The organism is Nonomuraea montanisoli, assembly GCF_013363975.1.
Lineage (GTDB): Bacteria > Actinomycetota > Actinomycetes > Streptosporangiales > Streptosporangiaceae > Nonomuraea > Nonomuraea montanisoli.
On sequence record NZ_JABWGN010000009.1, the window covers coordinates 92,552 to 118,081 of the forward strand.

General features: G+C 74.4%; 26 protein-coding genes. 14 read left to right on the forward strand and 12 right to left on the reverse strand.

Annotated elements, in window-relative coordinates:
- Positions 1–10 precede the first annotated feature (10 nt).
- Together aroH and HTZ77_RS23700 are read left to right on the forward strand one after the other, a co-directional pair.
- Positions 11–370, forward strand: a complete 360-nt coding sequence (gene aroH, locus HTZ77_RS23695) for a chorismate mutase (protein ID WP_175591873.1) — start codon at positions 11–13, stop codon at positions 368–370.
- 65 nt (positions 371–435) lie between these two features.
- Entirely contained in the window at positions 436–1,521 is a 1,086-nt protein-coding gene (locus tag HTZ77_RS23700) for a prephenate dehydrogenase (protein ID WP_175591874.1), read from the forward strand.
- A gap of 258 nt (positions 1,522–1,779) precedes the next feature.
- Here HTZ77_RS23700 and HTZ77_RS23705 read toward each other — a convergent pair whose 3' ends face one another.
- Positions 1,780–2,619: a glycosyltransferase family 2 protein gene (locus HTZ77_RS23705; protein WP_175591875.1), complete on the reverse strand. Its 840-nt coding sequence runs from the start codon at positions 2,617–2,619 to the stop codon at positions 1,780–1,782.
- A gap of 187 nt (positions 2,620–2,806) precedes the next feature.
- On the opposite strand from HTZ77_RS23705, the gene cmk reads away from it, so the two are divergent.
- The 3 genes from cmk to aspS all read left to right on the forward strand — a co-directional run bounded on the left by cmk (position 2,807) and on the right by aspS (position 6,612).
- Entirely contained in the window at positions 2,807–3,526 is a 720-nt protein-coding gene (gene cmk, locus HTZ77_RS23710) for a (d)CMP kinase (RefSeq protein ID WP_328808730.1), read from the forward strand.
- 77 nt (positions 3,527–3,603) lie between these two features.
- Positions 3,604–4,977 (forward strand): ribosome biogenesis GTPase Der, encoded by a 1,374-nt coding sequence (der, locus tag HTZ77_RS23715; protein WP_205303423.1) that lies wholly within the window; start codon positions 3,604–3,606, stop codon positions 4,975–4,977.
- Positions 4,978–5,340: 363 nt separating this feature from the next.
- The gene (gene aspS / locus HTZ77_RS23720; protein WP_175591877.1) at positions 5,341–6,612 is read left to right on the forward strand and encodes an aspartate--tRNA(Asn) ligase; all 1,272 of its coding nucleotides are present in this window, start codon (positions 5,341–5,343) and stop codon (positions 6,610–6,612) included.
- 73 nt (positions 6,613–6,685) lie between these two features.
- Here the strand turns inward: aspS and HTZ77_RS23725 are convergent, their stop codons facing one another.
- The 4 genes from HTZ77_RS23725 to HTZ77_RS23740 all read right to left on the reverse strand — a co-directional run bounded on the left by HTZ77_RS23725 (position 6,686) and on the right by HTZ77_RS23740 (position 10,171).
- Positions 6,686–8,263, reverse strand: coding sequence for an MFS transporter (locus tag HTZ77_RS23725; protein ID WP_175591878.1), 1,578 nt, complete (start codon positions 8,261–8,263; stop codon positions 6,686–6,688).
- A gap of 4 nt (positions 8,264–8,267) precedes the next feature.
- Positions 8,268–8,918 carry an LppX_LprAFG lipoprotein gene (locus tag HTZ77_RS23730; RefSeq protein ID WP_175591879.1) on the reverse strand — a complete coding sequence of 217 codons (651 nt, stop codon included), beginning with the start codon at positions 8,916–8,918 and terminating at the stop codon, positions 8,268–8,270.
- 81 nt (positions 8,919–8,999) lie between these two features.
- Positions 9,000–9,458, reverse strand: coding sequence for a MarR family winged helix-turn-helix transcriptional regulator (locus HTZ77_RS23735; RefSeq protein ID WP_175591880.1), 459 nt, complete (start codon positions 9,456–9,458; stop codon positions 9,000–9,002).
- 104 nt (positions 9,459–9,562) lie between these two features.
- Entirely contained in the window at positions 9,563–10,171 is a 609-nt protein-coding gene (locus HTZ77_RS23740; protein ID WP_328808731.1) for a 4'-phosphopantetheinyl transferase family protein, read from the reverse strand.
- Positions 10,172–10,303: 132 nt separating this feature from the next.
- Between HTZ77_RS23740 and HTZ77_RS23745 the strand changes: the two genes are divergently transcribed.
- Positions 10,304–11,701, forward strand: a complete 1,398-nt coding sequence (locus HTZ77_RS23745; RefSeq protein WP_175591881.1) for an FAD-binding oxidoreductase — start codon at positions 10,304–10,306, stop codon at positions 11,699–11,701.
- Between the two features lie 16 nt (positions 11,702–11,717).
- Here the strand turns inward: HTZ77_RS23745 and HTZ77_RS23750 are convergent, their stop codons facing one another.
- Positions 11,718–12,455, reverse strand: a complete 738-nt coding sequence (locus tag HTZ77_RS23750; protein ID WP_175591882.1) for a metallophosphoesterase — start codon at positions 12,453–12,455, stop codon at positions 11,718–11,720.
- Positions 12,456–12,524: 69 nt separating this feature from the next.
- Here HTZ77_RS23750 and pdxR point away from each other — a divergent pair, with 69 nt between their 5' ends.
- Positions 12,525–13,952 (forward strand): MocR-like pyridoxine biosynthesis transcription factor PdxR, encoded by a 1,428-nt coding sequence (pdxR, locus tag HTZ77_RS23755; protein WP_175591883.1) that lies wholly within the window; start codon positions 12,525–12,527, stop codon positions 13,950–13,952.
- 12 nt (positions 13,953–13,964) lie between these two features.
- On the opposite strand, the gene HTZ77_RS23760 is transcribed toward pdxR, so the two are convergent.
- Positions 13,965–15,359, reverse strand: a complete 1,395-nt coding sequence (locus HTZ77_RS23760; RefSeq protein WP_175591884.1) for an aminopeptidase P family protein — start codon at positions 15,357–15,359, stop codon at positions 13,965–13,967.
- Between the two features lie 177 nt (positions 15,360–15,536).
- Here HTZ77_RS23760 and HTZ77_RS23765 point away from each other — a divergent pair, with 177 nt between their 5' ends.
- From HTZ77_RS23765 to HTZ77_RS48325, 5 genes are read left to right on the forward strand one after another with little or no spacing between them, the layout of a single operon-like run.
- Positions 15,537–15,965 (forward strand): CBS domain-containing protein, encoded by a 429-nt coding sequence (locus tag HTZ77_RS23765; RefSeq protein WP_175591885.1) that lies wholly within the window; start codon positions 15,537–15,539, stop codon positions 15,963–15,965.
- A 40-nt stretch (positions 15,966–16,005) separates the two neighbouring features.
- Positions 16,006–16,665, forward strand: coding sequence for a hypothetical protein (locus tag HTZ77_RS23770; protein WP_175591886.1), 660 nt, complete (start codon positions 16,006–16,008; stop codon positions 16,663–16,665).
- A gap of 12 nt (positions 16,666–16,677) precedes the next feature.
- Positions 16,678–17,409, forward strand: a complete 732-nt coding sequence (locus tag HTZ77_RS23775; RefSeq protein WP_175592180.1) for an endo alpha-1,4 polygalactosaminidase — start codon at positions 16,678–16,680, stop codon at positions 17,407–17,409.
- Positions 17,410–17,455: 46 nt separating this feature from the next.
- Positions 17,456–18,277 carry a cyclase family protein gene (locus HTZ77_RS23780; protein WP_235995051.1) on the forward strand — a complete coding sequence of 274 codons (822 nt, stop codon included), beginning with the start codon at positions 17,456–17,458 and terminating at the stop codon, positions 18,275–18,277.
- The gene (locus HTZ77_RS48325) at positions 18,274–19,965 is read left to right on the forward strand and encodes a thiamine pyrophosphate-binding protein (protein WP_175591887.1); all 1,692 of its coding nucleotides are present in this window, start codon (positions 18,274–18,276) and stop codon (positions 19,963–19,965) included. The genes HTZ77_RS23780 and HTZ77_RS48325 overlap by 4 nt, the downstream gene beginning before the upstream one ends.
- Positions 19,966–20,008: 43 nt before the next feature.
- Here the strand turns inward: HTZ77_RS48325 and HTZ77_RS23790 are convergent, their stop codons facing one another.
- The 3 genes from HTZ77_RS23790 to dhaK are packed head-to-tail and all read right to left on the reverse strand — an operon-like array spanning position 20,009 to position 22,106.
- Positions 20,009–20,386 (reverse strand): PTS-dependent dihydroxyacetone kinase phosphotransferase subunit DhaM, encoded by a 378-nt coding sequence (locus tag HTZ77_RS23790; RefSeq protein WP_175591888.1) that lies wholly within the window; start codon positions 20,384–20,386, stop codon positions 20,009–20,011.
- Positions 20,386–21,126 carry a dihydroxyacetone kinase subunit DhaL gene (dhaL, locus tag HTZ77_RS23795; protein WP_175591889.1) on the reverse strand — a complete coding sequence of 247 codons (741 nt, stop codon included), beginning with the start codon at positions 21,124–21,126 and terminating at the stop codon, positions 20,386–20,388. The genes HTZ77_RS23790 and dhaL overlap by 1 nt, the downstream gene beginning before the upstream one ends.
- The gene (gene dhaK / locus HTZ77_RS23800) at positions 21,126–22,106 is read right to left on the reverse strand and encodes a dihydroxyacetone kinase subunit DhaK (protein ID WP_175591890.1); all 981 of its coding nucleotides are present in this window, start codon (positions 22,104–22,106) and stop codon (positions 21,126–21,128) included. The genes dhaL and dhaK overlap by 1 nt, the downstream gene beginning before the upstream one ends.
- A gap of 55 nt (positions 22,107–22,161) precedes the next feature.
- Between dhaK and HTZ77_RS48330 the strand changes: the two genes are divergently transcribed.
- Together HTZ77_RS48330 and HTZ77_RS23810 are read left to right on the forward strand one after the other, a co-directional pair.
- Positions 22,162–23,394 (forward strand): cytochrome P450, encoded by a 1,233-nt coding sequence (locus tag HTZ77_RS48330; RefSeq protein WP_328808732.1) that lies wholly within the window; start codon positions 22,162–22,164, stop codon positions 23,392–23,394.
- The gene (locus tag HTZ77_RS23810; protein ID WP_175591892.1) at positions 23,387–24,133 is read left to right on the forward strand and encodes a lysophospholipid acyltransferase family protein; all 747 of its coding nucleotides are present in this window, start codon (positions 23,387–23,389) and stop codon (positions 24,131–24,133) included. The genes HTZ77_RS48330 and HTZ77_RS23810 overlap by 8 nt, the downstream gene beginning before the upstream one ends.
- An 18-nt stretch (positions 24,134–24,151) precedes the next feature.
- Here HTZ77_RS23810 and HTZ77_RS23815 read toward each other — a convergent pair whose 3' ends face one another.
- Together HTZ77_RS23815 and HTZ77_RS23820 are read right to left on the reverse strand one after the other, a co-directional pair.
- Entirely contained in the window at positions 24,152–24,364 is a 213-nt protein-coding gene (locus HTZ77_RS23815; RefSeq protein ID WP_175591893.1) for a hypothetical protein, read from the reverse strand.
- A 303-nt stretch (positions 24,365–24,667) separates the two neighbouring features.
- Positions 24,668–25,474 carry a serine/threonine-protein kinase gene (locus HTZ77_RS23820; RefSeq protein WP_175591894.1) on the reverse strand — a complete coding sequence of 269 codons (807 nt, stop codon included), beginning with the start codon at positions 25,472–25,474 and terminating at the stop codon, positions 24,668–24,670.
- Between the last annotated feature and the right edge of the window lie 56 nt (positions 25,475–25,530).

Here is a 25,530-nt window from a genome sequence, read left to right on the forward strand (position 1 = left end):
ACAGATCACCATGGTGCGGGCGATCCGCGGCGCGATCCAGGTGGACTCCGATGACCGTGCCGCCATCATCGAGGGCACGACGGAGCTCGTCGCCACGCTGATGGAGCGCAACCAGCTCACCACCGACGACGTGATCAGCGTGCTGTTCACCGCCACACCCGACCTGACGTCGGAGTTCCCGGCGCTGGCGGCGCGTAAGCTGGGCTTCCACGAGGTGCCGCTCATCTGCTGCACCGAGATCGACGTGCCGGGCGCGCTGCCGCGCGTGGTGCGGCTCATGGCGCACGTCGAGACCGACAAGCCGCGCTCGGAGATCCAGCACGTCTACCTGCGCGGCGCCGTGGCCCTGCGCCAGGACATCGCCCAGTAGCGGCGCCCGTCCACCCGGCCCGGATCACCCAGACCTCGACCAGGACCTCGACCCAGGACATCGACATGGCCTCCGAACTGCGCACCGTGCTCGTCGTCGGCACCGGCCTCATCGGCACCTCCATGGCGCTGGCGCTGCGCGGGCAGGGGGTGCGCGTGCTGCTCGCCGACCGCGACCAGGGCGCGATGCGCCTGGCCCGGGAGCTGGGCGCCGGCGAGGAGTGGCACGTCGGCGGCGATCGGGCGGACCTCGCGGTGATCGCGGTGCCGCCCGCGCACGTCGCCACCGAGCTGCTCGCCCTCCAGCGGGCCGGCGCCGCCACCCACTACACCGACGTGGCCAGCGTCAAGGCCCTGCCCATCGACGAGGCCCGCCGCCTGGGCTGTGACCTGGGCGCGTACGTCGCCTCGCACCCGCTGGCCGGGCGGGAGAAGTCCGGCCCCGGGGCGGCGCGGGCCGACCTGTTCCTCGGGCGGCCGTGGGCGCTGTGCCCCACCCCCGAGAGCTCCCCGGAGGCCAGGGCGGCGGTGCTGCGCCTGGCGGAGCTGTGCGGCGCCAACCCCGTCGAGGTGGACGCCGACGACCACGACCGGGCCGTCGCCGTGGTCTCCCACGCGCCCCACGTGACCGCCTCGGCCGTGGCCGCGCGCCTGGCCGACGCCTCCGAGGTCGCGCTCGGGCTGGCCGGGCAGGGCGTGCGCGACGTCACCCGGATCGCGGGCGGCGACCCCGGGCTGTGGCTCGGCATCCTGTCCGGCAACGCGGCGCCCGTCGCCGAGGTGCTGGAGGCCGTCTCGCGCGACCTCGCCGAGGCGGCGTCCGCGCTGCGCGCCCTGGCCGGGGGCGACGGCACCGCGTCGACCGACATCACCCAGCTCCTCAAGCGGGGCGTCGCGGGTCACGGGCGCATCCCGGGCAAGCACGGCGGTCCCGCCTCCTCCTACGTGGTGGTCCAGGTGGTCATCGGCGACCGTCCCGGCCAGCTCGCCAAGCTGTTCCAGGTGTGCGACGAGGTCGGGGTCAACGTCGAGGACGTGCGGCTGGAGCACGCGCCGGGCCTGCCGCTGGGCATCGCCGAGGTGTCGGTGCAGCCGGACGCGGCCTCCGTCCTCACCAGCGCCCTGCACGAGCGGGGCTGGCAGGTCCCCTGACCCCGCCGCGGCCCGTACGTCTCGGCACGGCACGCGGAGTCGCCCTGCCGTACCCCCGCCGGGAACGGGTGGGTCAGGAGACGTTGCGGCGGGCGAGTGAGGTGGACTCCGGCCCACGGAGCGCAGGACCTCCTCGCGCCGGTTCCACGTGATGACGACGGCGCCGACCCGCGGGTCGCCCGCCGCGCCGCCCTCCCCCCGGGCGTCCGGGTCATCGGCCGTCCTCCGACAGGCGGCGAGCCTGTTCGACCGCGGGGGTCATCGGCCGTCCTCCAGCAGGCGGCGGGCCCGTTCGACCGCCGGGGGCAGCCCGCGCCGCTGCGCCAGCGCCGGCCGCAGCCTCGGGACGGCCGTGCGCAGCCCCCGCCAGCCGTTCGGGCCCTGCCGCAGGGCGGCCAGCGAGCGGCGCGCCACGACGCTCCACGGGCGGCGCAGCACGGCCGTGAGCACGGAGTTGCGCGTGGCGAGCTCCTTGCGCCCGCGCGGGTCGCGGGACGGCGACGGGTGGTGGTGCGCCACGACGTCGTCCACGTAGGCGAGCCCCCAGCCCTTGGCGGCCAGGTCCACGGCCAGGCGCTCCTCCTCGCCGAAGAAGAAGATCACGTCGTCGAACCCGCCCGCCTCCAGGAAGGCGTCCCCGCGCACCACGGCCCCGCACGCGAGGAAGCCGAGCACGCTCGGGCCGGGCAGGTCCGGCTCACGGCCGAGCGGCGAGCGGGCCATCTCCTCGCACACCGGGTCCAGGCGCTCCTGCGGGCCGACGAGGACGCGTGCCGCCAGCACGGCCAGGCGCGGGTGCGCGTCCAGCACGTCGGCGGCGCGGGCCAGCGCGCCGGGCGCCCACCAGGAGTCGTCGTCGGCGAAGGCCACGTACGGGGTGCCCGCCATGCGCACGCCCACGTTCCGGGCGGGGGCGCCCAGGTTGCGCCCGGCCTCGACGACCGTGACGTCCGGGAAGTGGCGGCGCACGAAGCCGGGGCTTCCGTCGGTGGAGCCGTTGTCGACGAGGATGACGGGGCGAGGGTGGTGGGGGAGGGACCCGGCCAGCGCGCGCCGCCGGTTCCTGGTGGCCACCACCACCGTCACCCGTTCATCCATGTACGGTCCCTTTCCGAAATGCCCTCCCTTACTCGTCCGCCGCGCCGGGGCGGAGGGCCGGGCCGGGGCGCGCGCGGACACCGGAAGGGGCGTGAGGCGGTAGCCTCTTCAGGTCGAGTGAACAGCGTGGACCGCTGCGGGCCGCAGGGGCCCGTTCGGGGCGGGACAGCGTGGAGAAGGAGAGGCCGTGGCCGGTCTGGTCGTCGCCATGGACGGCCCTTCGGGGTCGGGCAAGTCGAGCGCGTCGCGCGGGGTCGCCAAGGCCCTCGGGCTGCGCTACCTCGACACCGGCGCCATGTACAGGGCGATGACCTGGTGGGTGCTGGAGCAGGGCGTCGACCCCGCCGACACCGACGCGGTCGCGGCGCGGGCCGTCGAGCCCGAGATCGTCTCCGGCACCGACCCCGACGCCCCGTCCATCCACGTCGACGGCGTCGACGTGGCGGGCCCCATCCGGGGCGCCCGGGTCACCGGGGCCGTCTCGCAGGTCGCGGCCGTGCCCGAGGTGCGGGCCCGGCTCGTGGCCCTGCAGCGGCAGATCATCGGCGACGGCGGCATCGTGGTCGAAGGCCGTGACATCGGCACGGTCGTCGCGCCCGACGCCACGCTCAAGATCTACCTGACGGCCAGCGCCGAGGCCCGCGCGCAGCGCCGCCACGCGGAGCTGGCCGGCGGCGGGGCCGAGGCCACCACGGTGGAGGCCCAGCAGGCCGAGCTGGCCAGACGCGACAAGATCGACTCGACGCGCAAGACCGATCCTCTCTCGCTGGCGGATGGCGCCATCGAGCTCGACACCACCGCGCTCGACCTGGAGCAGGTCATCGCGGAGGTGCTGAGACTGGTCGAGGAGCGGGGAGGTTCCGCGGCGCGGAGCGGCCCCGCCGGCCACCACTACGAGCGCGCCTGAACAGGTGCGGGACTCACTAAGGATGAAACAACGTGTCTACGGGGGACTGGGTCGAGGCTGATCTCGACGACCTCGCATTGTCCGAAGACCACGACGACAGCGGTCCGCTGCCCGTCGTCGCCATCGTCGGCCGCCCGAACGTGGGCAAGTCCACGCTGGTCAACCGCATCATCGGCCGCCGCGAGGCGGTCGTCGAGGATGTGCCCGGCGTCACCCGCGACCGGGTGACCTACGAGGCCAACTGGCGTGGCCGCCGCTTCACGGTCGTCGACACCGGCGGCTGGGACCCCGACGCCACCGGCATGGGGCTGCGCATCGCCGAGCAGGCGCAGGTCGCGGTCGAGCTGGCCGACGTCATCGTGTTCGTGGTCGACGCGACCGTGGGCGCGACCGACTCCGACGAGATCGTCGGCTCGGTGCTGCGCCAGGCCGGCAAGCCGGTCATCCTGGCCGCCAACAAGGTCGACAACCAGCAGCTCGAGCTGGAGGCCGCCGCGCTGTGGTCGCTCGGCCTCGGCGAGCCGTACCCCGTCTCGGCCCTGCACGGCCGTTCCAGCGGCGACCTGCTCGACGTCGTGCTCGACGCGCTGCCCGAGACGCCGCGCGAGACCTTCGCCGCCGAGCGCGGCCCGGCCCGGGTGGCGCTGCTCGGCAAGCCCAACGTCGGCAAGTCGTCGCTGCTGAACAAGCTCGCCGGCGAGGAGCGGGTGCTGGTCGACCCGATGGCCGGCACCACCCGCGACCCGGTGGACGAGCTGATCGAGCTGGGCGGCCGCACCTGGCGCTTCGTCGACACCGCCGGCATCCGGCGGCGCGACCGCGAGCTGCAGGGCGCCGACTTCTACGCGGCCATGCGCACCCGCTCCGCGCTGGACCGCTCGGAGGTGGCGGTCGTCCTGATCGACGCCAGCGAGCCGCTCACCGAGCAGGACCTGCGGATCATCGGCCTGGTGATCGAGTCGGGCCGGGCCATGGTCGTGGCGTTCAACAAGTGGGACCTCGTGGACGAGGACCGCCGCTACTACCTGGAGAAGGAGATCGACCGGCAGCTCGTCCGCACCCCGTGGGCGCTGCGGGTCAACATCTCCGCCCGCACCGGCCGCCACGTGGAGCGGCTCGTCCCCGCGCTGGAGAAGGCGCTGGAGTCGTGGTCCACGCGGGTCCCCACGGCCAGGCTCAACGCCTTCCTGACCGAGCTGGTGCAGCAGACTCCGCCGCCGGTGCGGGGCGGCAAGCAGCCGAAGATCCTGTTCGCCACCCAGGCGTCGGTGGAGCCGCCGAAGTTCGTGCTGTTCACCTCGGGGTGGCTGGAGGAGACCTACCGGCGCTTCATCGAGCGGCGCATCCGCGAGGAGTTCGGCTTCGCCGGGTCGCCCATCGAGGTGACCATGAAGATCCGCGAGAAGCGCAAGGGCGGCGCTTCTTCCTCCTCCTCGCAGCAGCGCAAGTAGCCGCAGGGAGCCGCAAGGAGCAAGGAGACGGTCGATCAAGGGCGTGGCAGGGTCCTGCCACGCCCTTAATCGCGTTGCCCCGCCTCCCGGTCGGCCGCTAACATCCACGGCTAACGCGTTGACGGAGACGAGTAGCCGGGAACCCGCGCGGGCCGAGAGAGCCGCCGGCAGCTGTGAAGGCGGTCCCACGCCCTCCCGGTGAAGACACTCCCGAGTGCGGGGAGGAAATGCCCCGCCGGCCTGACCCCCGTCACAGGGTCGCCGAGGCCGTCCCGTCACGGGGCGGCGAAAGTGCGGTGGCACCGGGAGCTCCCTTCTCCCCCGCACTCCCAAGGGATCACGCACATCCTCCGAGGAGTTGTGATGATCTCTCGTGTCCTGTCGGCGGAGCTCAAGGAGCACGCCGGCCAGAGAGTGACGATCGCCGGCTGGGTCCATCGCCGCCGGCGGCTGAAGTCCGTGTCCTTCCTGCTGGTCCGCGACCGGCGCGGCGTGTCCCAGGTCGTCGTCCCGCGCGGGACGGCGCTCCCGGCCGAGGAGAGCGTCGTCCGGGTCACCGGGCTCGTCCGGTCCGGCACGCAGGCGCCCGGTGGAGCCGAGCTGACCGGCCCCCGCATCGAGGTGCTGGCGGAGCCCGCCCAGGCGCCGCCGTTCGGCCTCTACCGGCCGGTCGTGACGGCCGAGCTGCCGGTCGTCCTCGACCACGCGCCCGTCGCCCTGCGCCACCCGCTGCTGCGGGCGCCGCTGGAGATCTCCGCGGCGAGCGTGGCCGGGTTCCGGGCGGCGCTCGACCGGCTCGGGTTCACCGAGATCCACACGCCGAAGCTCGTCGCCTCGGCCACCGAGTCCGGGGCGAACGTCTTCTCCGTCGACTACTTCGGCCGGCCCGCCTACCTCGCCCAGTCGCCGCAGTTCTTCAAGCAGGCGATGGTAGGCGTGTTCGAACGGGTCTACGAGGTCGGGCCGGTGTTCCGGGCCGAGCCGCACGACACCGTGCGCCACCTGGCCCAGTACACGAGCCTGGACGCCGAGCTGGGGTTCGTCCGCGACCACCGCGACGTGATGGCCGTCCTGCGCGAGGCCCTGGCGGGCATGCTGGAGGCGGTACGGCTGCGCGCCGCCACCGCCGTCGAGGCCCTGGACGCCGCCCTGCCCGAGGTGCCGGCCGAGATCCCGGCCGTCCACTTCACCGAGGCCAAGCGCCTCAGCGGCGAGGACGGCGAGCCCGACCTGTCACCGGCGCAGGAGCGGTGGCTGTCGGAGTGGGCGCTGCGCGAGCACGGGTCGGAGTTCCTGTTCGTCACCGGCTACCCGATGGCCAAGCGGCCCTTCTACACGCATCCCGACCCGGCGCGGCCCGGCCACTCCAACGGGTTCGACCTGCTGTTCCGGGGGCTGGAGCTGGTGACGGGCGGGCAGCGGCTGCACCGCCACCAGGACTACCTGGACGCGCTGGCCGCCCGGGGCGAGCCGGTGGAGCCGTACGAGGGGTACCTGCGGGCGTTCGAGCACGGGATGCCGCCGCACGGCGGGTTCGCCATCGGGCTCGAACGCTGGACGGCTCGCCTGACGGGCGCGCCCAACATCCGGCAGGCGGCGCTGTTCCCGCGCGACCTGCACCGCCTCTCGCCCTGACACGCCGCCCGCTCGGCCGCCCCCTCTCGCCCTGACGTGTCGCCGCTCAGGCGCCGCGTCCGGGCATGAGCGCTCAGGCGCCGCGTCGGGGCATGAAGAGGGCGGCCGCGGCGCCGACCAGGCACAGCACCGCCGTCACCAGGAACATCTCGGTGTACTCCAGGTGCAGCGCGGCGTCGACCCGGGCCAGGTAGTCCGCCATCCGGCGGGCGTACACCGCCGGGTCGACGCCGAACGGCAGCGGCGTGTCCAGGTGCGCCGTCAGCGACTGGAACCGGTAGAACCCCCAGGCCGACACGCCCGCGATGCCGATCAGCATGCCCATCATCCGGGCCACCACCACGGCGGCCGAGGCCACGCCGTGCTGGACGGCCGGCGTCACGCGCAGCACGGCCGCCGACACCGGGGCGATGACCAGGCCCAGCCCCAGCCCGGCGATCACCAGGTCGACGTCCATCTGCGTCCGGGCGGCGGCCAGGTCGAGCGGCCAGCGGCTCATCAGCGCGTAGCCGGCCGTGGCCACCAGCAGACCGGCCACGGCGACGATCCGGTCGCCCAGCCGGCGCGCCAGCAGCCCGCCCGCCAGGGCGCCCACGGGCAGCGCGATCAGGAACCGGCCCAGCACCTGCCAGGCCGCGTCCAGCGCCTCCATCTCCAGCAGCGTCTGCGCGGCGAACTGGACGAACACCATGGTCACGAGGAGCGCCGCGCCGGTCAGGAAGCTGACGCCCAGCGTGGCCAGCAGCGGGCCCTTGCGGGTGCCGGACAGGTCGAGCAGGCGTACGGGGGAGCGGATCTCCCACCAGACGAACGCCGCGCCCGCGAGCAGGCCGGCCCCGATCAGCGGCAGCCCCCAGGGCGGGAGCACGGCCTTGGCCGGGTCCGGGTTGTACAGGCCGGCCACCAGGAGGGCCAGGGCGAGCGCCAGCAGCGCCCCGCCCTTCCCGTCGATCCGCTCGGCGGCCGGCGCGGCCCCCGGACCCGCGACGGCCCCCGGACCGGCGACGGCGTTCTTCGGGAGGCGGCCGGGGGAGGGGACGGCGACCTGGACGGCGACGGCGGCCAGGACGGCGAGCGGGACGTTGATCCAGAAGATGGCGTGCCAGCCGCCCAGCTCGACCCCGAGGAACGACGTCCGGGAGATCTTCGCCAGCGCCCCGCCGTACAGGGGGCCGAGGGCGCTGCCCAGTTCCTGCGCCGCGCCCACGGCGCCCAGCGCGGTGGCCCGTTCCCGCTCCTCCCACAGGTCGCCGATGAGCGCCATCGTGATCGGCAGCAGCGCGCCGCCCGCCACGCCCTGGATCGTCCGGCCGGCGACCACCATGACCTCGCCGGCCGCCAGCGCCGTCAGCACCGAGCCGATCGCGAACGCCGCCAGGCAGAGGTGGATGAGGGGCTTGCGGCCGTACCGGTCCGAGAGCCGGCCGAGCAGCGGCATCGCCGCCACGTACCCCAGCAGGAACCCGGTGACCACGGGCGTGACCCGCTCCAGGCGGTTGACCGGGATGCCGATGTCCTCGGCGATGTCGATGAGCACGGTCACGACCACGTAGGCGTCGAGCGCGGCGAGCAGCACCACCGCGCCGCCGACCCCCAGGGCGACCCCCCGGGCCGCCCGCACCGGCCGTTCCCCGCTGTGGAGGAGGCCCATCAGCTCATCCCGCCGAGGGCGGCGGCGTGATCGTGACCGGCGCGTCGTAGTCGCTGAAGGCGACCGTCACCGTGCCGTCCTGCAGCGGCAGCACCACCTTGGTGAGCCTGCTGGTGGCCTTGTCCACCCAGACGGTGCCGTTGACGCCCTGGGTGACGCCCGGCACCAGCGTGCCGAGCACCGGGCCGGAGAACGTCGTCGCGACCCGGTAGGCGCCGTTCTCCTCCGCCTCCACGCGCGGGTCGCCGGCGGTGGCGAGCAACTGGGGAACCCCCTTGTCGGGGCTCAGGATGAGCGAGGGGTCGTAGAGCTGCGCCAGCTCCTTGCGGGTGAGCCTCTGGAACCCGCCGGTCGGCCCCTTGAAGTGGACGGTGTCGCCGACCAGCGCGAACGTGATCTCCTGGAGGCTGCCGAGCACCTCCAGGCTGATCGTCCCGTCGGCGTCGCCGGCGGCGGTGAGGCGGCCGTCGGCCTGCTTCAGCGGCACCTTCGGCTTGCCCTCGGTGGTGATGGAGAACGAGGCCGACTTGACCGTCTTCATGGCCTCCGACGCCTTCTTCATCAGGTCGGGGCCGGCGGGCAGCTCCGCGCCGCCACCCGACGAACAGGCCGACACGAGCGCGACAAGAACGACGAGCAGCAGCTTTCTCAGCATGAGCGGATCGTAGCGAGCGGCCGGATCCGAGCGCGCGGCTCGCCGGTATCGGTTGGGTGTCGGCGCCCCTCCGGGCCCCCGTCAGCGCAGTTTCTTCAGGTGCTCGACGATCGGCCGGTACGCCTGCTCCAGCGCGTCGAGCTGGTCGTCGGTGAGCCGGTCGATGAAGTGCTCGCGCACGCTGGCCACGTGGTGGGGCGCCACGCGCTGGATGGTCTCCCAGCCCTCGTCGGTCAGCACCGCGAACGTGCCGCGCCGGTCGTCGCGGCACTCCTCGCGGGCCACCAGGCCCTTGGCCTCCATGCGGGAGATCTGGTGGGACAGGCGGCTGCGCGACTGGATCGTGGCGTCGGCCAGATCGCTCATGCGCATGCGCCGGCCCGGGCTCTCCGAGAGGTTGACCAGGATCTCGTAGTCGTTCACGGACAGTGAGTGTTCCTGCAGCTCACGGTCGAGCCGGTGCATGAGCAGCTTGTGCAGGGCCAGCTGGGTGCGCCAGGCACGCTGCTCGGCGGGGGAAAGCCAGCGGGGCGCGCTCATGATCTCCAATCTAGCGCACGCTGAGTGATGCCACCCCGGCGACCGCCGGGCCGGCCGGCGGCCACGACGCGGGCGACGCCCACGACGAGCATGATCACCAGGGCTTATCGGGGAACGGGCACCCGGCGGCAGGCCGTATCTGTGACGACGGCCACCACGACGTCCCCCTCGGCCGTCCATTCGAGCACGTGGCGCCCCGTCCAGTCGATCTCGGCGGCGCGCATCCGGTCCAGCGCCAGCTCGCCCCGCTTGATCAGCGCCTCCTTGCGGGCCCACAGGCGGATCAGCGCGTCGTTGCCGGTGACGCTCCGGCGTTCGGCGGGCGTCAGCGCGATCTCCGCCAGCGTCGCGTCGAACGGGCCCGACGGCACGCGCTCCGCGTCCGCGCCCACCCGGCCGTCGCCCGCCGCCGCGCAGACGTAGCCGCGCGTGTGGCTGAGGCTGACGCCGAGCGAGGGCGCCTGCTCGATCGACGGCCGGCCGTGGCCGGGGCCGTGGACGTCGCAGTGCTGCACCAGCGTCAGCTCCTCCGGGCGGGCGCCGAGAGCGGCGGCCGCGCACTGCCGTACGAGGAGATGGGCGGCGACGAACGCGGCCCGGTCGGCGTCGAACGCGAACCGCGCGGCCCGCTCCCTCTCGACGGGGGTGAGCCAGTCCTCGGGGGCGCGCACCTGGTCGGGGCGTCCCCCCATCGCCACGGGGCCGATCGTCACCCTCGCGATCTTACGACCCCGGGGCCGGAGCGCATGACCAGGATTTCACCGGTGGGCGGCACCCGGCTGATCCCCCGAAAACTAGGATGGGGTGATGTCCGCCCAGCTCCGGGGAACGGCCGGGGGTGCGCCATGGTTCGGCTGATCAGGCGTGAGCTGGAGGCGCTGCGCGAGCGCTGCGCCGGGCGCGTGATCACGGAGCAGGACGTCCTCTACGACTCCGCCCGCGCCGTCTGGAACGGCGCCGTCGACCGCCGGCCCGCCGCGATCGTCCGCTGCGCCGGTCCGGGCGACGTGTCGGCGGCGATCAGGTTCGCCCGCGAGGAGGAACTGGAGCTCTCGGTACGCGGCGGCGGCCACAACTTCGGCGGCTCCGCCGTGACCTCCGGCGGCCTCATGCTCGACCTGAGCGCGCTGCGCCGCGTCCGCGTGGACCCCGGCACCCGCCGCGCCGTCTGCGAGGGCGGCGCCACCTGGGCCGACCTCGACGCCGCCACGCAGGCGCACGGCCTGGCCACGCCCGGCGGCACGGTCAGCCACACCGGCGTCGCCGGGCTGACGCTGGGCGGCGGGTTCGGCTGGCTGACCCGGGCGCACGGGCTCACCGCCGACAACCTGATGTCGGCCGACGTGGTGCTGGCGGGAGGCGAGTACGTGCACGCCTCGCCCCGCGACCACCCCGACCTGTTCTGGGCCCTGCGGGGCGGGGGCGGCAACTTCGGCGTCGTCACGGGCTTCACCTTCCGGCTGCACCCGGTCGGGCCGGAGGTCCGCGTCGCGTTCCTGTTCTGGGAGATCGAGCGCGGGACGGAGGCGCTCGCGGCGGCCGAGGAGACGATCGCCGGGCTGCCCCGGCGCGCCGGGGTGCTGACGGCGTGCGGCCTGACCGCGCCGCCGCTGCCGTTCGTGCCGCCGGAACACCGGGGCCGGCTCGGCCACGCCCTCCTGATCGCCGGCTTCGGCTCGGCGGAGGAGCACGCGGCCACGGCCGAGCGGGCCGCGCAGGCGCTGCGGCCGCTGTTCGCGTTCGCCGAGGCCATGCCGTACACGCGGCTGCAGACGTTCCTGGACGACAGCGCCCCGTGGGGCGTCCACGCCTACGAGAAGGCGCTGGACGTGACCGGGATCGGCCCCGAGGCGGCGGCCACGCTGAACGAGCAGGCGGCCCGCAAGACGTCGCCGATGTCGTTCATGCCGTCGTTCCGGCTCGACGGGGCGTTCTCGGACATGGACGACGCCGCCACCGCCTACGGCGGGTCGCGCGCGCCGCACCACACGCTGTCGTTCATGGCGCTGACCCCGTCGCCCGAGGCGCTGCCGGCCGAGCGGGCGTGGTCGCGGGCCGCCTGGCAGGCGATGCTCCCGCACGCCACCGGCGCCGGGTCGTACGTGAACTTCCAGGTGGAGGCCGACGCGGACCGGGTGCGCCGCGCGTACGGGGCGGCCAAGTACGCCCGGCTGGCGGCGGTGAAGGCGGTCTACGACCCCGGCAACGTCTTCCACCTCAATCCCAACATCCGGCCGTCCTGACGGCGCCGTCCGCCGGTCACGGCACCGTCCGGTACGTCGTCTGGAAGGTGCCGTCGTCGTCGAGGATGTGGAAGGCCAGGGACGGCGGGACGTCCGGGTCCACCAGGTCCGCCTCCCACGGCAACCGCAGGCTGTTGACCACGCCCGGCGCCGAGCGCAGCGGGCGGCCGCCCAGGCTGGAGGCGACCGCCGCGTGGCAGTGGCCGAACAGGATCGCCGCGACGTTGGGCCGCCCGGCCACCAGGGCGGCGAGGCGCTCCGGGGCCCGCTGGCCGATGGTGTCCAGGTAGGGGTGGTGCAGGACGATCGGCTGGTGGTGGAAGGCCACGAACACCGGCACGTCGGCGGGCGTCTCGTCCAGAGCGGCGGCGAGCCAGTCGAGGGTCTCGTCGGCCAGATGGCCGCCGTCCTCGCCGGGGATGGTCGAGTCGCACAGCGCGAACACGGCCTTCGGGGTGCGGTGGAGCCGGTTGACCGGGCCGTCGCCGGGCGCCTCGCCCAGGAGCACGCGCCGGAACTCCGCCCGGTCGTCGTGGTTGCCCGGGCAGAAGAACGTGGGATGGCGCAGGTCGAGCAGCTTGCGCGCCTCCTCGTACTCGTCCGCGCGGCCATGGTCGGCGACGTCGCCGGTGACCAGGACCGCGTCGAAGTCGTACGGCAGGTCGTTCAGGAACTCCGCGACCTTGAGCGTGCGCAGGCTGCTGCGGGGCTCCCCGTCGATGTGGGTGTCGCTGAGGTGGGCCACCACGATCATGGCTGTCGTCCTTCCGTCGTCTGGACGGGACACTATCGACCCACTGGACCAGTATTAAGATCCGGTCATATGCCGGAACATTGGGCCAGTTGGGACCTCCACGTCGAACTGGGTGGGGAGGGCGGGCGGCGCCGCCGCCTGGAGGACGCCCTGCGCGACGCGGTCAGGACGGGCCGGCTGTCCCCCGGCGCGCGCCTGCCCTCGACCCGGGGACTGGCCCACCAGCTCGGCCTGGCCCGGGGCACCGTCAGCGCCGCCTACGACCAGCTCGCCGAGGAGGGCTACCTGACGATCCGCGCCGGATCGGGAACCACCGTCGCCGACGTCCCCCGGCCGGTCCCGGCGCCCGCGGGCCCGCCCGGCACGCCGGCCGCGCCCCGCCATGACCTGCGTCCGGGCCTGCCCGACCTCAGCGCCTTCCCCACGCGCGCCTGGCTCGCCGCCACCCGCCGCGTCCTCGCCGCCGCCCGGCCGGACGTCTTCGGCGCCGGCGACCCGCAGGGCCACGTGGCGCTGCGCACGGCGCTCGCCGGCTACCTCGGCCGCACCCGCGGCGTGGTCGCCGGCCCGGACCGCGTCGTGGTCGTCTCCGGCTACTACCAGGGGCTGAACCTGCTCAGCCGCGTGCTCGCCGCTTCCGGAACCCGTACGGCCGCCGCCGAGGACCCGGGCCACAACCTCTTCCGCGACGCCGTGCGCCGCGCCGGGCTCACCGTCCTGCCCCTGCCCGTCGACCACCACGGCGCCCGGATCGACGCGCTCACCGCGGGCACGGGGGCGGCGTTCCTCACCCCCACCCACCAGTACCCGACCGGTGTGCCGCTGCACGCCCGGCGCCGCCAGGCGCTGACCGCCTGGGCCCGGGCCGGCGGCGCGGTGATCGTCGAGGACGACTACGATGGCGAATACCGCTACGACCGCCAGCCCGTCGGCGCCCTGCAGGGCACCGCCCCGGACCACGTCGTCTACTGCGGCACCGTCTCCAAGACCCTCGGCCCCGCCCTGCGCCTGGCCTGGATGGTCCTGCCGCCCCACCTGGTGGCGCCGATGGTACGGGCAAAGCAGGAGGCCGACCTCTACACCGAGACCCTGGGCCAGCTCGTCCTGGCCGACCTGATCAGCAGCCACGCCTACGACCGCCACATCCGCGCCGCCCGGCTGCGCTACCGCAGGCGCCGCCACCTCCTCCTCGACCGTGTCGCGGCGCTCCCGGGCCTCACCGCGCACGGGGTCCCCGCCGGTCTGCACACCCTCCTCACCCTCGCCCCGGGAAGCACCCTGGGAAGCGCCCTGGGAAGCGCCACGGAGGAGCGGCTGCTGGCGGCCGGCGCGCGGCGCGGCGTCGCCCTGCGCGGTCTCACCGAGCTCCACCACGACGCCACGGGCCGCCCCCAGGGCGTCCTGGTCGGCTTCGCCGCCCCGCCCGAACACGCCTACCCGGCGGCTCTGGACGCCCTGACCGCGGCCTTCGCCGAGGCCCTCGGCCGCCCCGGGTGACGCGGTGGTGGTTCAGCGCAGCAGCGACGCCATCCACGACTCGACGTCGTCCGCCCGGCGCGGCAGCGCGTCCGACATCAGGCGGGCGCCGTCCGCCGTGATCACCAGGTCGTCCTCGATGCGGACGCCCAGGCCGCGGAACTCCTCCGGCAGCGTGAGGTCGTCAGGCTGGAGGTACAGGCCCGGCTCGACGGTCAGCACCTGACCCTCCTCCAGCACGCCGTCCAGGTACGTCTCGGCCCGCGCCCGCGCGCAGTCGTGGACGTCCAGGCCCAGCATGTGGCCGCTGCTGCACAGCGTGTAGCGCCGGTACAGCCCGGACTCCATGAGCGCGTCCACCGGGTCCTTCAGCAGCCCCCAGTCGCGCAGCCCCTCCGAGATGACGCGCATGGCCGCCAGGTGGAAGTCGCGGAAGCGGGCGCCCGGCCGGAGCGTCGCGATGGCGGCCTGCTGCGCCTCGTACACCAGGTCGTACACCTGCCGCTGCACCGTGCCGAAGCGGCCCGACAGCGGCAGCGTGCGCGTGACGTCGGCCGTGTACAGCGTGTCCGTCTCGACGCCCGCGTCGAGCAGCAGCATGTCGCCGTCGCGCAGCCGCCCGTCGTTGCGGATCCAGTGGAGCACGCAGGCGTGGGCGCCGGAGGCCACGATGCTCTCGTAGCCCACCGCGTTGCCCTCCAGCCGCGAGCGCAGCCCGAAGACGCCCTCCAGGTACCGCTCGCCGCGCGGGTGGCCGAGCGCCGCCGGCAGGGCGCGCACCACGTCCTCGAAGCCGCGCGCCGTGGCGTCCACGGCCGCCTGCAGCTCGCCGACCTCCCACTCGTCCTTGACCAGCCGCATCTCCGACAGGAACGACTCCAGCTCCGCGTCGCCCCCGCCGGACGGCACCAGCGCGTCGATCCGGGCGTCCACGCCGCGCAGCACCCGGGCCGGGCCCTTGAGGTCGAGGTCGCGGATGTGCGCGCACTCCATCTGGAACAGCAGCGCCGCCTCCGCCAGGTCGGGCCGCCGGCCCACCCAGAACTCGCCGTAGCGCCGGTCGCGGTAGAACTCCTCGCCCTCCTCGCGCGGCGAGCGCGGCCGGAGGTACAGCGTGGCCTCGCCGGACGGCTCCACGACGAGCACGTCGTCCGGCTCGCCCGCGCCCGTCAGGTACGCGTACGCGCTGTGCGGCCGGAACCGGTGGTCGCAGTCGTTGCTGCGCGTCCTCAGCGTCCCGGACGGCACGACCAGCCGCTCGCCCGGGAAGCGCGCCGCCAGCGCGGCGCGGCGCTTGGCCGCCCACGGCGCCACCGGCAGCGGCTCGACGTCGGCGCGCCGGGTGTCGGCCCACCCCGTGCGCATGAACGCGGCCAGGGCCTCGGTGACGGGCAGGTCGTGGCTTCCGGTGTTGAGCTGTTCGGTCATGGGTGAGGGTCCTGACGGCTGGGGGCGGGCGGTCCCTCCCGGCGGAGGGGCCTCGGGTACGCAGGCAGCCTACGGGAACCCTTGACGGTGTCCCCACCGGGTTGCTTGCCTGGTAGACACCCGGTCGGGCGGTTGGCAGCGGCGCCCGGCGGGTACCTGAGAGCCGAGGTGGTGCACATGCTCGTCAAGACGATCCTGCGCAACAAGGGCAGCCAGGTGACGACCGTGCCCCCTGAGGCGACGGTCCGCGAGCTCCTGGCGGCGCTGGCCGAGCACAACATCGGCGCCGTGGTGGTCTCCTCCGACGGCGCCACGATCACCGGAATCGTGTCCGAACGCGACATCGTGCGTCATCTGCACGACCGGGGCGCCGACATCCTCGAACTCCCCGTCTCGTCGATCATGACGTCGGAGGTGCGGACCGTCAGCATGGCGGACAACGTCGACGAGCTGCGCAAGACGATGACGACCCATCGTTTCCGGCACGCGCCGGTCCTCGACGAGGGACGGCTCGCGGGCATCGTGAGCATCGGCGACGTGGTCAAGAGCGCGATCGAGGAACTGGAGACGGAGAAGGCGTCGCTGGTCGACTACCTCCACCGGTGACGGCCCGGCCGGCCGTTGACACGGGTGGGACGCTTGTCCGGTGATGTACGGACCTGACCACCCGGGGGACTATCCGCGGGCCTCCAGCAGCCCGGTCGTCATCCTGCTGGTGTCGGGGCTGACCGGTCTGGTGGGGTTCCTCATCGGGTTCGTCGCGGGGTTCGGCGCGACGGAGACGGCCGCCGAGCCCGTGCCGCGCATGACGATGCGGATGGAGCCGCCCTCGGAGTCCACGGTCCCCCCGGCCACCGCCCCGCAGGCCACCGCCCCGACGGCGGGCGTCCCGACGGCCGGCGCGGCGCCGTTCAGCGGCGCGCCCACAGCAGCGTCCACCGGCGTGCCCGTCGTGACGTCCACCGGCGCGCCCGCCATGACGTCCACCGGCGTGCCCATCGTGACGTCCACCGGCGCGCCCGCCGCGCCCTCCCTGCCCGGCCCGGTCGTGACCGCCCTCGCCGAGGGGCCCGCGGGCGCGCGCCGCACGCTCCTGGTCGGCGTGGACATCCAGCCGGGCACCTACCGGACGTCCGGCCCGGTCGAGGGCCAGCCCATGTGCTACTGGGCGCGCCTGCGGGGGACCGCGGCGCGGGCCGCCGACGTCATCGCGGCCGACATGCCCCGCGGCCCGGCCACCGTCGTCATAGCCCCGACGGACAAGGCGTTCCAGACGTACGGCTGCACCGGGTGGACCCGCGCCTGAGGCGAACGGGCCCTGGGGACGAGCTGGCAGTGGCAGCTCTCCTCCCTGCCCGCCCGCCCGTTCCTCGACGTGCAGATGTACGACATCGACGGCTTCGACGCCAGGGACGGCGCCGTCGTCAGGGCGCTCAAGGCCGACAGACCCGGCCGGGGCGTCGTCTGCTACATCAGCGCCGGCTCGGTGGAGGACCGGCGTGCCGACGCCGGGCGGTTCCCCGCGTCCGTGATCGGCAAGGAGCTCGACGGCTGGGAGGGCGAGCGCCGGCTCGACATCCGCCAGTACCGCGGCAGGCTCGGCGAGATCATGAAGGCCCGCCTGGACATGTGCGGGGCGGCCGGGTTCGACGCCGTCGAGCCGGACAACGTCGACGGCTTCTCGAACGACACGGGCTTCCCGCTCAGGGCCTCCGACCAGCTCGCCTACAACGCCTGGCTGGCCAACGAGGCGCACCGGCGGGGCCTGTCGGTCGCGCTCAAGAACGACGTCGAGCAGATCCCGCGCCTCCTGCCGTACTTCGACTTCGCGCTCAACGAGGAGTGCTGGTCCAACGACGAGTGCACCACCGCGCAGAACGACGGCGCGTACGGCTACGACCAGTTCGTCCAGGCCGGCAAGGCGGTGTTCCAGGTCGAGTACGCGCTGCCCGTCAGCCGGTTCTGTCCCCGTTCGAACGCGCAGAACTTCAACTCCCTGCGCAAGAGGCTGGAGCTCGGCCCCGAACGCACCCCCTGCCGCGGCGTCTGACCCGCCACGCCGAAGCTGCTCGACCTGGGCGGGGCGGCGTAGGAGGATGCACCCAGGCGACCCCGAGGAGGACGACATGCCGGTGCTGCGGAGTCTCATCGAGAGTGTGCGCGACGGGCGGATCGAGGTGATCGACCTGACCGCGCCCCTGTCCGAGGAGACGCCGATCCTCCGGCTGCCCGAGCCGTTCAGCAACGCCAGTCCATTCCGGTTGGAGGAGATCAGCCGCTACGACGACCGTGGCCCGGCCTGGTACTGGAACGACATCCACACCAATGAGCACACCGGCACCCACTTCGACGCGCCGATCCACTGGGCCACCGCCCGCGACGGCGAGGACGTCTCCCAGGTGCCGCCGCGCAGCCTGCTCGCCCCCGCCGTCGTCCTCGACTTCTCCGCCGAGGCGGGCAAGGACCCCGACTTCCTGCTCCAGATCGCCCACGTCAAGGAGTGGGAACGGGCCAACGGCCCGCTGCCCGAGGGCGGCTGGCTGCTCTACCGCACCGGCTGGGACACCCGCTCGGGCGACCAGGCCGCGTTCCTCAACGCCGACGAGAGCGGCCCCCACACGCCCGGCGTCTCGGTGGAGTGCGCGCGCTGGCTCGCCGAGGAGACGCCCGTCCTCGGGATCGGCGTCGAGACCGTCGGCACCGACGCGGGCGCCGCCCACTCCTTCGACCCGGCGTTCCCCTGCCACTCGTTCCTGCTGGGCGCCGGCAAGTACGGCCTGACCCAGCTGCGCAACCTCGACCGGCTCCCGGTCACCGGCGCCGTGGTGATCGCGCCGCCGCTGCCCATCGTCGGCGGCTCCGGCAGCCCCGTGCGCGTCCTCGCCCTCGTCGAGCACGAGACGGGGCAGGCCGGGTGATCGTCGCCGAGGCGGTCGGGCGGACGCTCGCCTCACTCGGCGCCGAGGTCGTCTTCGGCGTCGTAGGAAGCGGCAACTTCCACGTCACCAACGCCCTCGTGGCGCACGGCGCGCGCTTCGTCGCCACGCGGCACGAGGGCGGCGCGGCGACCGCGGCCGACGCCTACGCCCGCACCAGCGGCAAGGTCGGCATCGTGTCGGTCCACCAGGGGCCGGGCCTGACCAACGCGATGACGGGCGTCGCCGAGGCCGCCAAGAGCCGCACCCCGCTGGTCGTGCTCGCGGGCGAGGTCACCGACCCCCGCTCCAACTTCCACATCGACCAGGACGCCCTGGCGCGGGCCGTCGGCGCGGTGCCGCTGCGCGTCTCCGCCGGCGCCGACGCGGTCGAGCAGACGGTCACCGCCTTCCGCACCGCCTGGGACGAGCGGCGCACCGTCCTGCTCAACCTGCCGCTCGGCGCCCAGGCCGACGCCGTGCCGTGGCGCGGGCGGCTGGGCGAGTTCCTGGACCAGATCGTCGCGGCCGGGCGGGCGGCGGTGGCGGCGCCGCACCCCGCGCACACCGTGCCCGACGCCCGCGAGGTCGCGGAGCTGGCCGGGCTGCTCGCCGCGGCGCGGCGGCCGGTGTTCGTCGCCGGGCGGGGAGCCCGGCACGCCCGGCGCGAGCTGGCGGAGCTGGCCGGCCTCACCGGCGCCCTGCTCGCCACCTCCGCGGTCGCGCGCGGGCTGTTTCGGGGCGATCCGTGGGACCTGGACGTGAGCGGCGGGTTCGCGACGCCCGTCGCCGCCGAGCTGATCCGCGGCGCCGACCTCATCGTCGGCTGGGGCTGCGCCCTGAACATGTGGACCACCCGACACGGCGCCCTCGTCGGGCCGGACACGACGCTCGTCCAGGTCGACCTCGACGACGCCGCGATCGGCCTGCACCGCACCGTGCGGCTGGGCGTCATCGGCGACACGGCCGCCACGGCCCGCGCGGCGATCGCCGCCGTCACCGCCGAGGGGGCCCGCGAGCCCGACGGCGAGCGGGGCTACCGGTCGCCCGCGACGGCCGCGCGCATCGCGGCCGAGGGGCGCTGGCGCGCCGTGCCGTACACCGACGAGAGCGGCGGCGGCCGCGTCGACCCGCGCACGCTCACCATCGCCCTGGACGACCTGCTGCCCGCCGAGCGCACCGTGGCCGTCGACTCGGGCAACTTCATGGGCTACCCGTCGATGTTCCTGGACGTGCCCGACGAGCGGGGCCTCTGCTTCACCCAGGCGTTCCAGTCGGTCGGGCTGGGGCTCGCCACCGCCGTCGGCGCGGCCGTCGCGCGGCCCGACCGGCTCACGGTCGCCGCGCTGGGCGACGGCGGGGCGTTCATGGGCGCGTCCGAGCTGGAGACCGTCGTGCGGCTCGGGCTGCCCTTGGTGGTCGTGGTCTACGACGACGAGGCGTACGGGGCGGAGGTCCACCACTTCGGGCCGCACGGGCACCCGCTCGGGCTGGTGACGTTCCCGCCGGCCGACCTGGCGGCGATCGGCCGGGGGTACGGGTTCGACGCGGTCACCGTGACGGAGCCGGGCGACCTGTCAGGCGTCGCGGAATGGCTGGAGGGGGCTCGTGAGCGGCCCCTGCTGGTGCACGCCCGGGTGACCCGGGACCGGGCGTCGTGGTGGCTGGAGGAGGCGTTCAGGGGCCACTGAGGCGTGCCGGAGCCCTCCCAGGTCAGGGGGCTCGGCTCATCCCTCAGGTCAGTTTCCTGAAGCCGCGGGCCTCCTCGGCCGCCTCCAGGACCGCCTCCAGCGGGAGGTCCGCGCTCGCGGCCACCGCCGCGGCGATCGCCCCCTCGACGAACGGCACGTCGGCCAGCACGACCCGGCCCGGCTCCTCCACCAGGCGGGCCGTCAGCACCGAGCTGCCCAGGTCGGCGATCAGCACCAGGCCGTCGCCCTGGTCGGCGGCCCGCATCGCCCGTTCCACGAGGTCCACGCTGGTGCCCAGGCCGCCGTCCTCGGTGCCCCCGGCCGCCGTCACGGGGACCGCCTCCCCGGCGATGCCCCGGGCCAGCGCGGCCGTCTCCTGCGCCAGCCCGGCGCTGTGCGCGACCAGCACCACCCCGACCATCAGCCGGCCGCCGTCCGTGAGGCGGCGGTGGCCAGGGCGGCCACGATCAGCGCCGCCGACGCCGCGCCCGGGTCCTCGTGCCCCACGCTGCGCTCGCCCAGGTAGCTCGCCCGCCCCCGGCGCGCCGTCATCGGCACCGTCGCCCGCGCGCCGTCCGCCGCGGCCCGGGCCGCCCGCGTCAGCGCCTCCCGGGTCTCCAGCCCGTCCCGTACGGCCTGGGACAGCGCGCGCGACGCGGGGGCCAGCGCGTCGATCATCGTCTTGTCGCCGGCGGCGGCCTTGCCGAGCCGCTCCACCGCCGTGACGCCCGCCCCGAACGCCTCGGCGAACGCGGCCGGCGTCACGGAGGCGCCCGGCGCCTCACCGCTGTCCAAGGTCCTGCCCATCTGCCGGAACGCCGAGCCGTACAGGGGGCCGGAGGCGCCGCCCACGCGGCGGATCAGCGTCGCGCCCGCCGCCATGAGCGCCTGCGCCGGTGAGGACGGCGGCGTCTCCCGCAGCGCCCGCAGGACCTCGGAGAAGCCGCGGTCGAGGTTCGTGCCGTGATCGGCGTCGCCGATGGCGGCGTCCAGCTCGGTCAGCCGGTCCCGCTGCCGGGCGATCTCACCGGCCGCCTCCTCCAGCCAGGCCACGACGAACGCGGTGTCCAGCCCGCCTCCGCCCCCGGCCGCCGCCCCCGCGCCGCCGCCCGTCCCCGCGCCCGTCCCGGAGCCCGTCGCGCCGTCCGTTGCCGCGTTCATCAGCGTCCCCAGCGCAGCGCCGGGGTCTCCACCGGCGCGTCCCACAGCCGCGTCAGCTCGTCGTCCAGCCGGCACACCGTCACCGAGAAGCCCTGCATGTCCAGACTCGTCACGTAGTTGCCGACCAGCGAGCGCGCCACCCGCGCCCCCTTGCCCCGCGCGTACGCCTCCACCTCGGCGAACACCACGTACAGCTCCAGCAGCGGCGTGCCGCCCATGCCGTTCACCATGACGAGCAGGTCGCCCTCCAGCGGCAGGTCGCCGTGGATCGCGTCCATCGCCACCGCGGCCAGCTCCCCGGCCGGGGCGAACGGCGCCCGGGTGCGGCCCGGCTCGCCGTGGATGCCGATGCCCAGCTCCACCTCGCCCGCCGGCAGGTCGAACGTCGGCCTGCCGGCCGCGGGCGTCGTGCAGGAGGTGAGCGCGATGCCGAACGACCGGCTGCGCCGCCCCGTCTCCTCCGCCACGCGCGCCACCTCGGCCAGCGGCGCGCCCTCCTCGGCCAGCGCGCCCGCGATCTTCTCGACGAACACCGTCGCCCCCGTGCCGCGCCGTCCCGCCGTGTACAGCGAGTCCTGGACGGCCACGTCGTCCTCGACGAGCACGCTCGCCACCGTGACGTCGTCGCACAGCTCGGCGGCCATCTCGAAGTTCAGCACGTCGCCGGTGTAGTTCTTCACGACGTGCAGCACGCCGGCGCCGCCGTCGACCGCCCGGGTCGCCTCCATGATCTGGTCGGGCACGGGTGAGGTGAACACCTCGCCCGGGCAGGCCGCGTCCAGCATGCCGTACCCGACGAAACCGGCGTGCAGCGGCTCGTGGCCCGAGCCGCCGCCGGAGACCAGCCCGACCTTGCCCGGGCGCGGCCCCTCGGCGCGGAGCACCACGCGGTCGCGCACCCGCAGCCCCGGACACGCCGCGGCCATGCCGGTCAGGGCGTCGTCGACCAGCGACTCGGCGGCGTTGATGAGCTTCTTCATGGTCTCGACTTCTGCCCGTTTTCAGCCCGTCGCAAGCGTCGTAGCGTGGTGTGGCGTGGAGTCTTCCCGCCTCGCCTACGATCCGTACGACCCGGACGTGAACGCGGACCCGTTCCCGGTCTACGCGCGGTTACGCGCCGAGTCGCCGCTGTACCACAACCCGGAGCGCGGCTTCTGGGCGCTGTCCCGCCACGCCGACGTTTCCGCCGCGCTGGCCGACAGCGCCCGCTGCTCCAGCGACCACGGTCCCATGCTCGACCGGGGCGCGTGGGGGCCGCAGGCGCGCGCCTACCTGTCGTTCGTGGCCATGGACCCGCCCGACCACACCCGCATGCGGGCGATCGTCGCGCGCGGCTTCACGGCCCGCCGCGTCGCCGCCCTCGAACCCATGATCCGCGCCATCGCCCGCGGGTACGTCGCGCGGGCCGTGGAGAAGGGCTCCTTCGACTTCGCGCAGGAGCTGTCGGCCCGGATCCCGCTCGACGTGATCTCCGAGCTGATGGGCGTGCCTCCGTCCGACCGGGCCGGCGTGCGCCGCCGCTCGGCGCCGCTGACCGGCCGCTCCGAGGACGGGGCGGGCGGGCCGGGGGCGATGACCGAGCGCGGGCCGGGGGCGATGACGGAGGAGGCCGTGCGCGACCTGCTCTCCCTGGGCGGGTACTACGCCTCGATCGTGGCCGAGCGCCGGACCGCGCCGCGCGACGACCTGGTCTCCGTGCTCGTGGCCGACGGCGGGCTGAGCGACGAGGAGATCGTGGCGTTCATGTTCCTGCTCGTGGGCGCCGGCTCCGAGACCACCACCCACCTGCTCAACGCCGCGTGGTACTGGGCCTGGCGCGACCCCGCCCAGCGCGCCGCCGCGTTCGGCGGGGCGGTCGTGCCGTGGATGGAGGAGACGCTGCGCTTCGACACCCCCGCGCACGGCACGGCCCGCCGCCTGACCGAGCCCACCGAGCTGTACGGCACGCTCCTGCCGGCCGGGACGCGGATGTGGCTGCTCATCGGCTCCGCCAACCGCGACGAGCGGGTCTTCGCCTCGCCCGACTCCTACGACCTGACCCGCGACACCTCCAGGGCGATCAGCTTCGGCGCGGGCCGCCACCACTGCCTCGGCGCGCCGCTGGCCCGGCTGGAGGCCCGGGTCACGCTGGAGGAGCTCGTCCGGGCCGTGGATCCGGACTACGACGTGGACCCCGGCGGCATCGTGCGCACCGCCCACGCCAACGTCCAGGGGATGGTGCGGCTGCCCACCAGGGTGAAACCTAGGCTACCTTCGGCACATGGCTGAGATCGTGTACCCGCCGGTGATCGCCGCCGCGCGGACCCTCTTTCGCGTGCTCGACGTCCGCTTCCACCTCGAGGGGACCGAGCACGTGCCGCGGACCGGCGGGGCGGTGCTGGTGAGCAACCACATCAGCTACCTCGACTTCATCTTCGCGGGGTTCGCCGCTCTGCCGTCCAGGCGGCTGGTGCGCTTCATGGCCAAGCAGGACGTGTTCGAGCACCGTATCTCGGGGCCGCTCATGCGCGGCATGCACCACATCCCGGTCGACCGCGGGGCGGGGGCCGGTTCGTACGCGACGGCGCTGCGCAAGCTCAAGGCCGGCGAGGTGGTGGGCGTCTTCGCCGAGGCGACGATCAGCCGGTCGTTCACGGTCAAGGAGATCAAGAACGGGGCCATCCGCATGGCCCAGGCCACCAACGTGCCGGTCATCCCGGTGGCGCTGTGGGGCAGCCAGCGCATGTGGACCAAGGGCCGGCCCAAGGCGCTGACGCAGCGGCACGTGCCCGTCACGATCATCGTGGGCGAGCCGATGCACCCCAAGCGCGGCGAGGACGTCAACGCGCACACGACCGACCTGCACGACCGGCTGACGGCGCTGGTGGACCGGGCGCAGCGCACGTACCCGGAGATCCCGCCGGGCGTGTGGTGGCAGCCGGCGCATCTGGGCGGCACGGCGCCGACGCCGGAGGAGGCCGCCGCCATGGACGCCGCCGAGGCCGAGGCCCGCGCCAAGAAGGAGTAGCGCGGGCGCCGGCCCGGTTCAGGCGTAGAGGTACCAGCGATCGTTCTCGTAGGAGCAGCGGAAGGACGTCCACCAGCCCCACTGGATGCCCAGGTTGCCGCCGTTGTAGCAGTCGGGCTGCAGGTAGTAGACGTACCGGATGCTCTCGGCCTGCGCGGGCGCGGCCGTCATGGACAGGAGCACGCCGGTGGCCAGAGCGGCGGAGACGAGTAGGGCCCGTACCTTGCGCATCCGATTCCTCCCGGGGACATCGCACGAGGGACGCTGACCGGCTCACGAGGTGGTGAGCGGTGATCGCACTATCGCATCGGTCACCCCCGGGTGACAGGTCCGCGATCTCTGCGGGGGAGTGGGGCGGCCCTGACCAGGGCCGACGGGCGGACGGCGGCCGCAGGGCATGAAACGTTCATCGCACCACCGGGATCGGCGGCCGGTGCGGCGCATGGCTCCCAAGCGCTGAACGGCACGTGTCGGCCGGCGGCCGGTCTCGGGACGCCCGCCCGCCTCGATCCGCCTGGATCCGCCTGGATCTGCTTAGATCGCGGCCTGGTAGCTGCTGGCGCGCATGCCCGCCAGCAGGCCCGCCGTCTGCTCCGGCGTGAAGCGGCGTACCGGGTCCGGATGCAGCAGCCCCTCGATCAGCGGCCGGAGCACCCCGGCGCGGCGGGGCGGCGGGTAGCCGCCGCTGCGGGCCATGCCGAGCACGGTGGCCGCGTCCTGCCCCGGGTACGGCGGCTGCCCCTCCACCGCGCTGTACAGCGTGGCGCCGAACGACCACATGTCGGCCTCCTTGGTGGCCGGCCCGCCGTACAGCCGCTCGGGCGCCATGAACGCGGGAGTGCCCCGCAGCCTGCGCGAGGTCGTCATCCGGATGTCGCCCTCCGCGGTGGCGATGCCGAAGTCGGTCAGCACCACGCGGTCACCCGTCAGCATGACGTTCGCCGGCTTCACGTCGCGGTGCAGCACGCCGGCCTGGTGGGCGGTGCGTAACGCGGCGAGCAGGTGCTGGCCGATCGCGGCCACGGACTGGGCGGGCAGCGTGCCCACCTGCGAGAGCAGCTGGTGGAGGGAGAGCCCGTCGAGGTACTCCATCACGATCCAGAGCTTGCCGCCCTCTTCGATGAGGTCGTGGACGGTGATGATGTTCGGGTGCGTGAGGCGGGCGGCCATCCTGGCCTCCCGGAGGACACGCCGACGGACCATCTCGGCCTCGCCGGTCAGCGTCAGCTCCTTGAGCGCGACCTCACGATGGAGTAGCTGGTCGAATGCCCGCCAGACGACTCCCATACCGCCACGACCGGCCTCCTCGGTCAGGAGGTACCGTCCGCCGATCTCCCGCATGCCATCCCCTCGTTGCCCGAGGTAATCATGTCATCTCGCCACAGGTCATAGTGTGC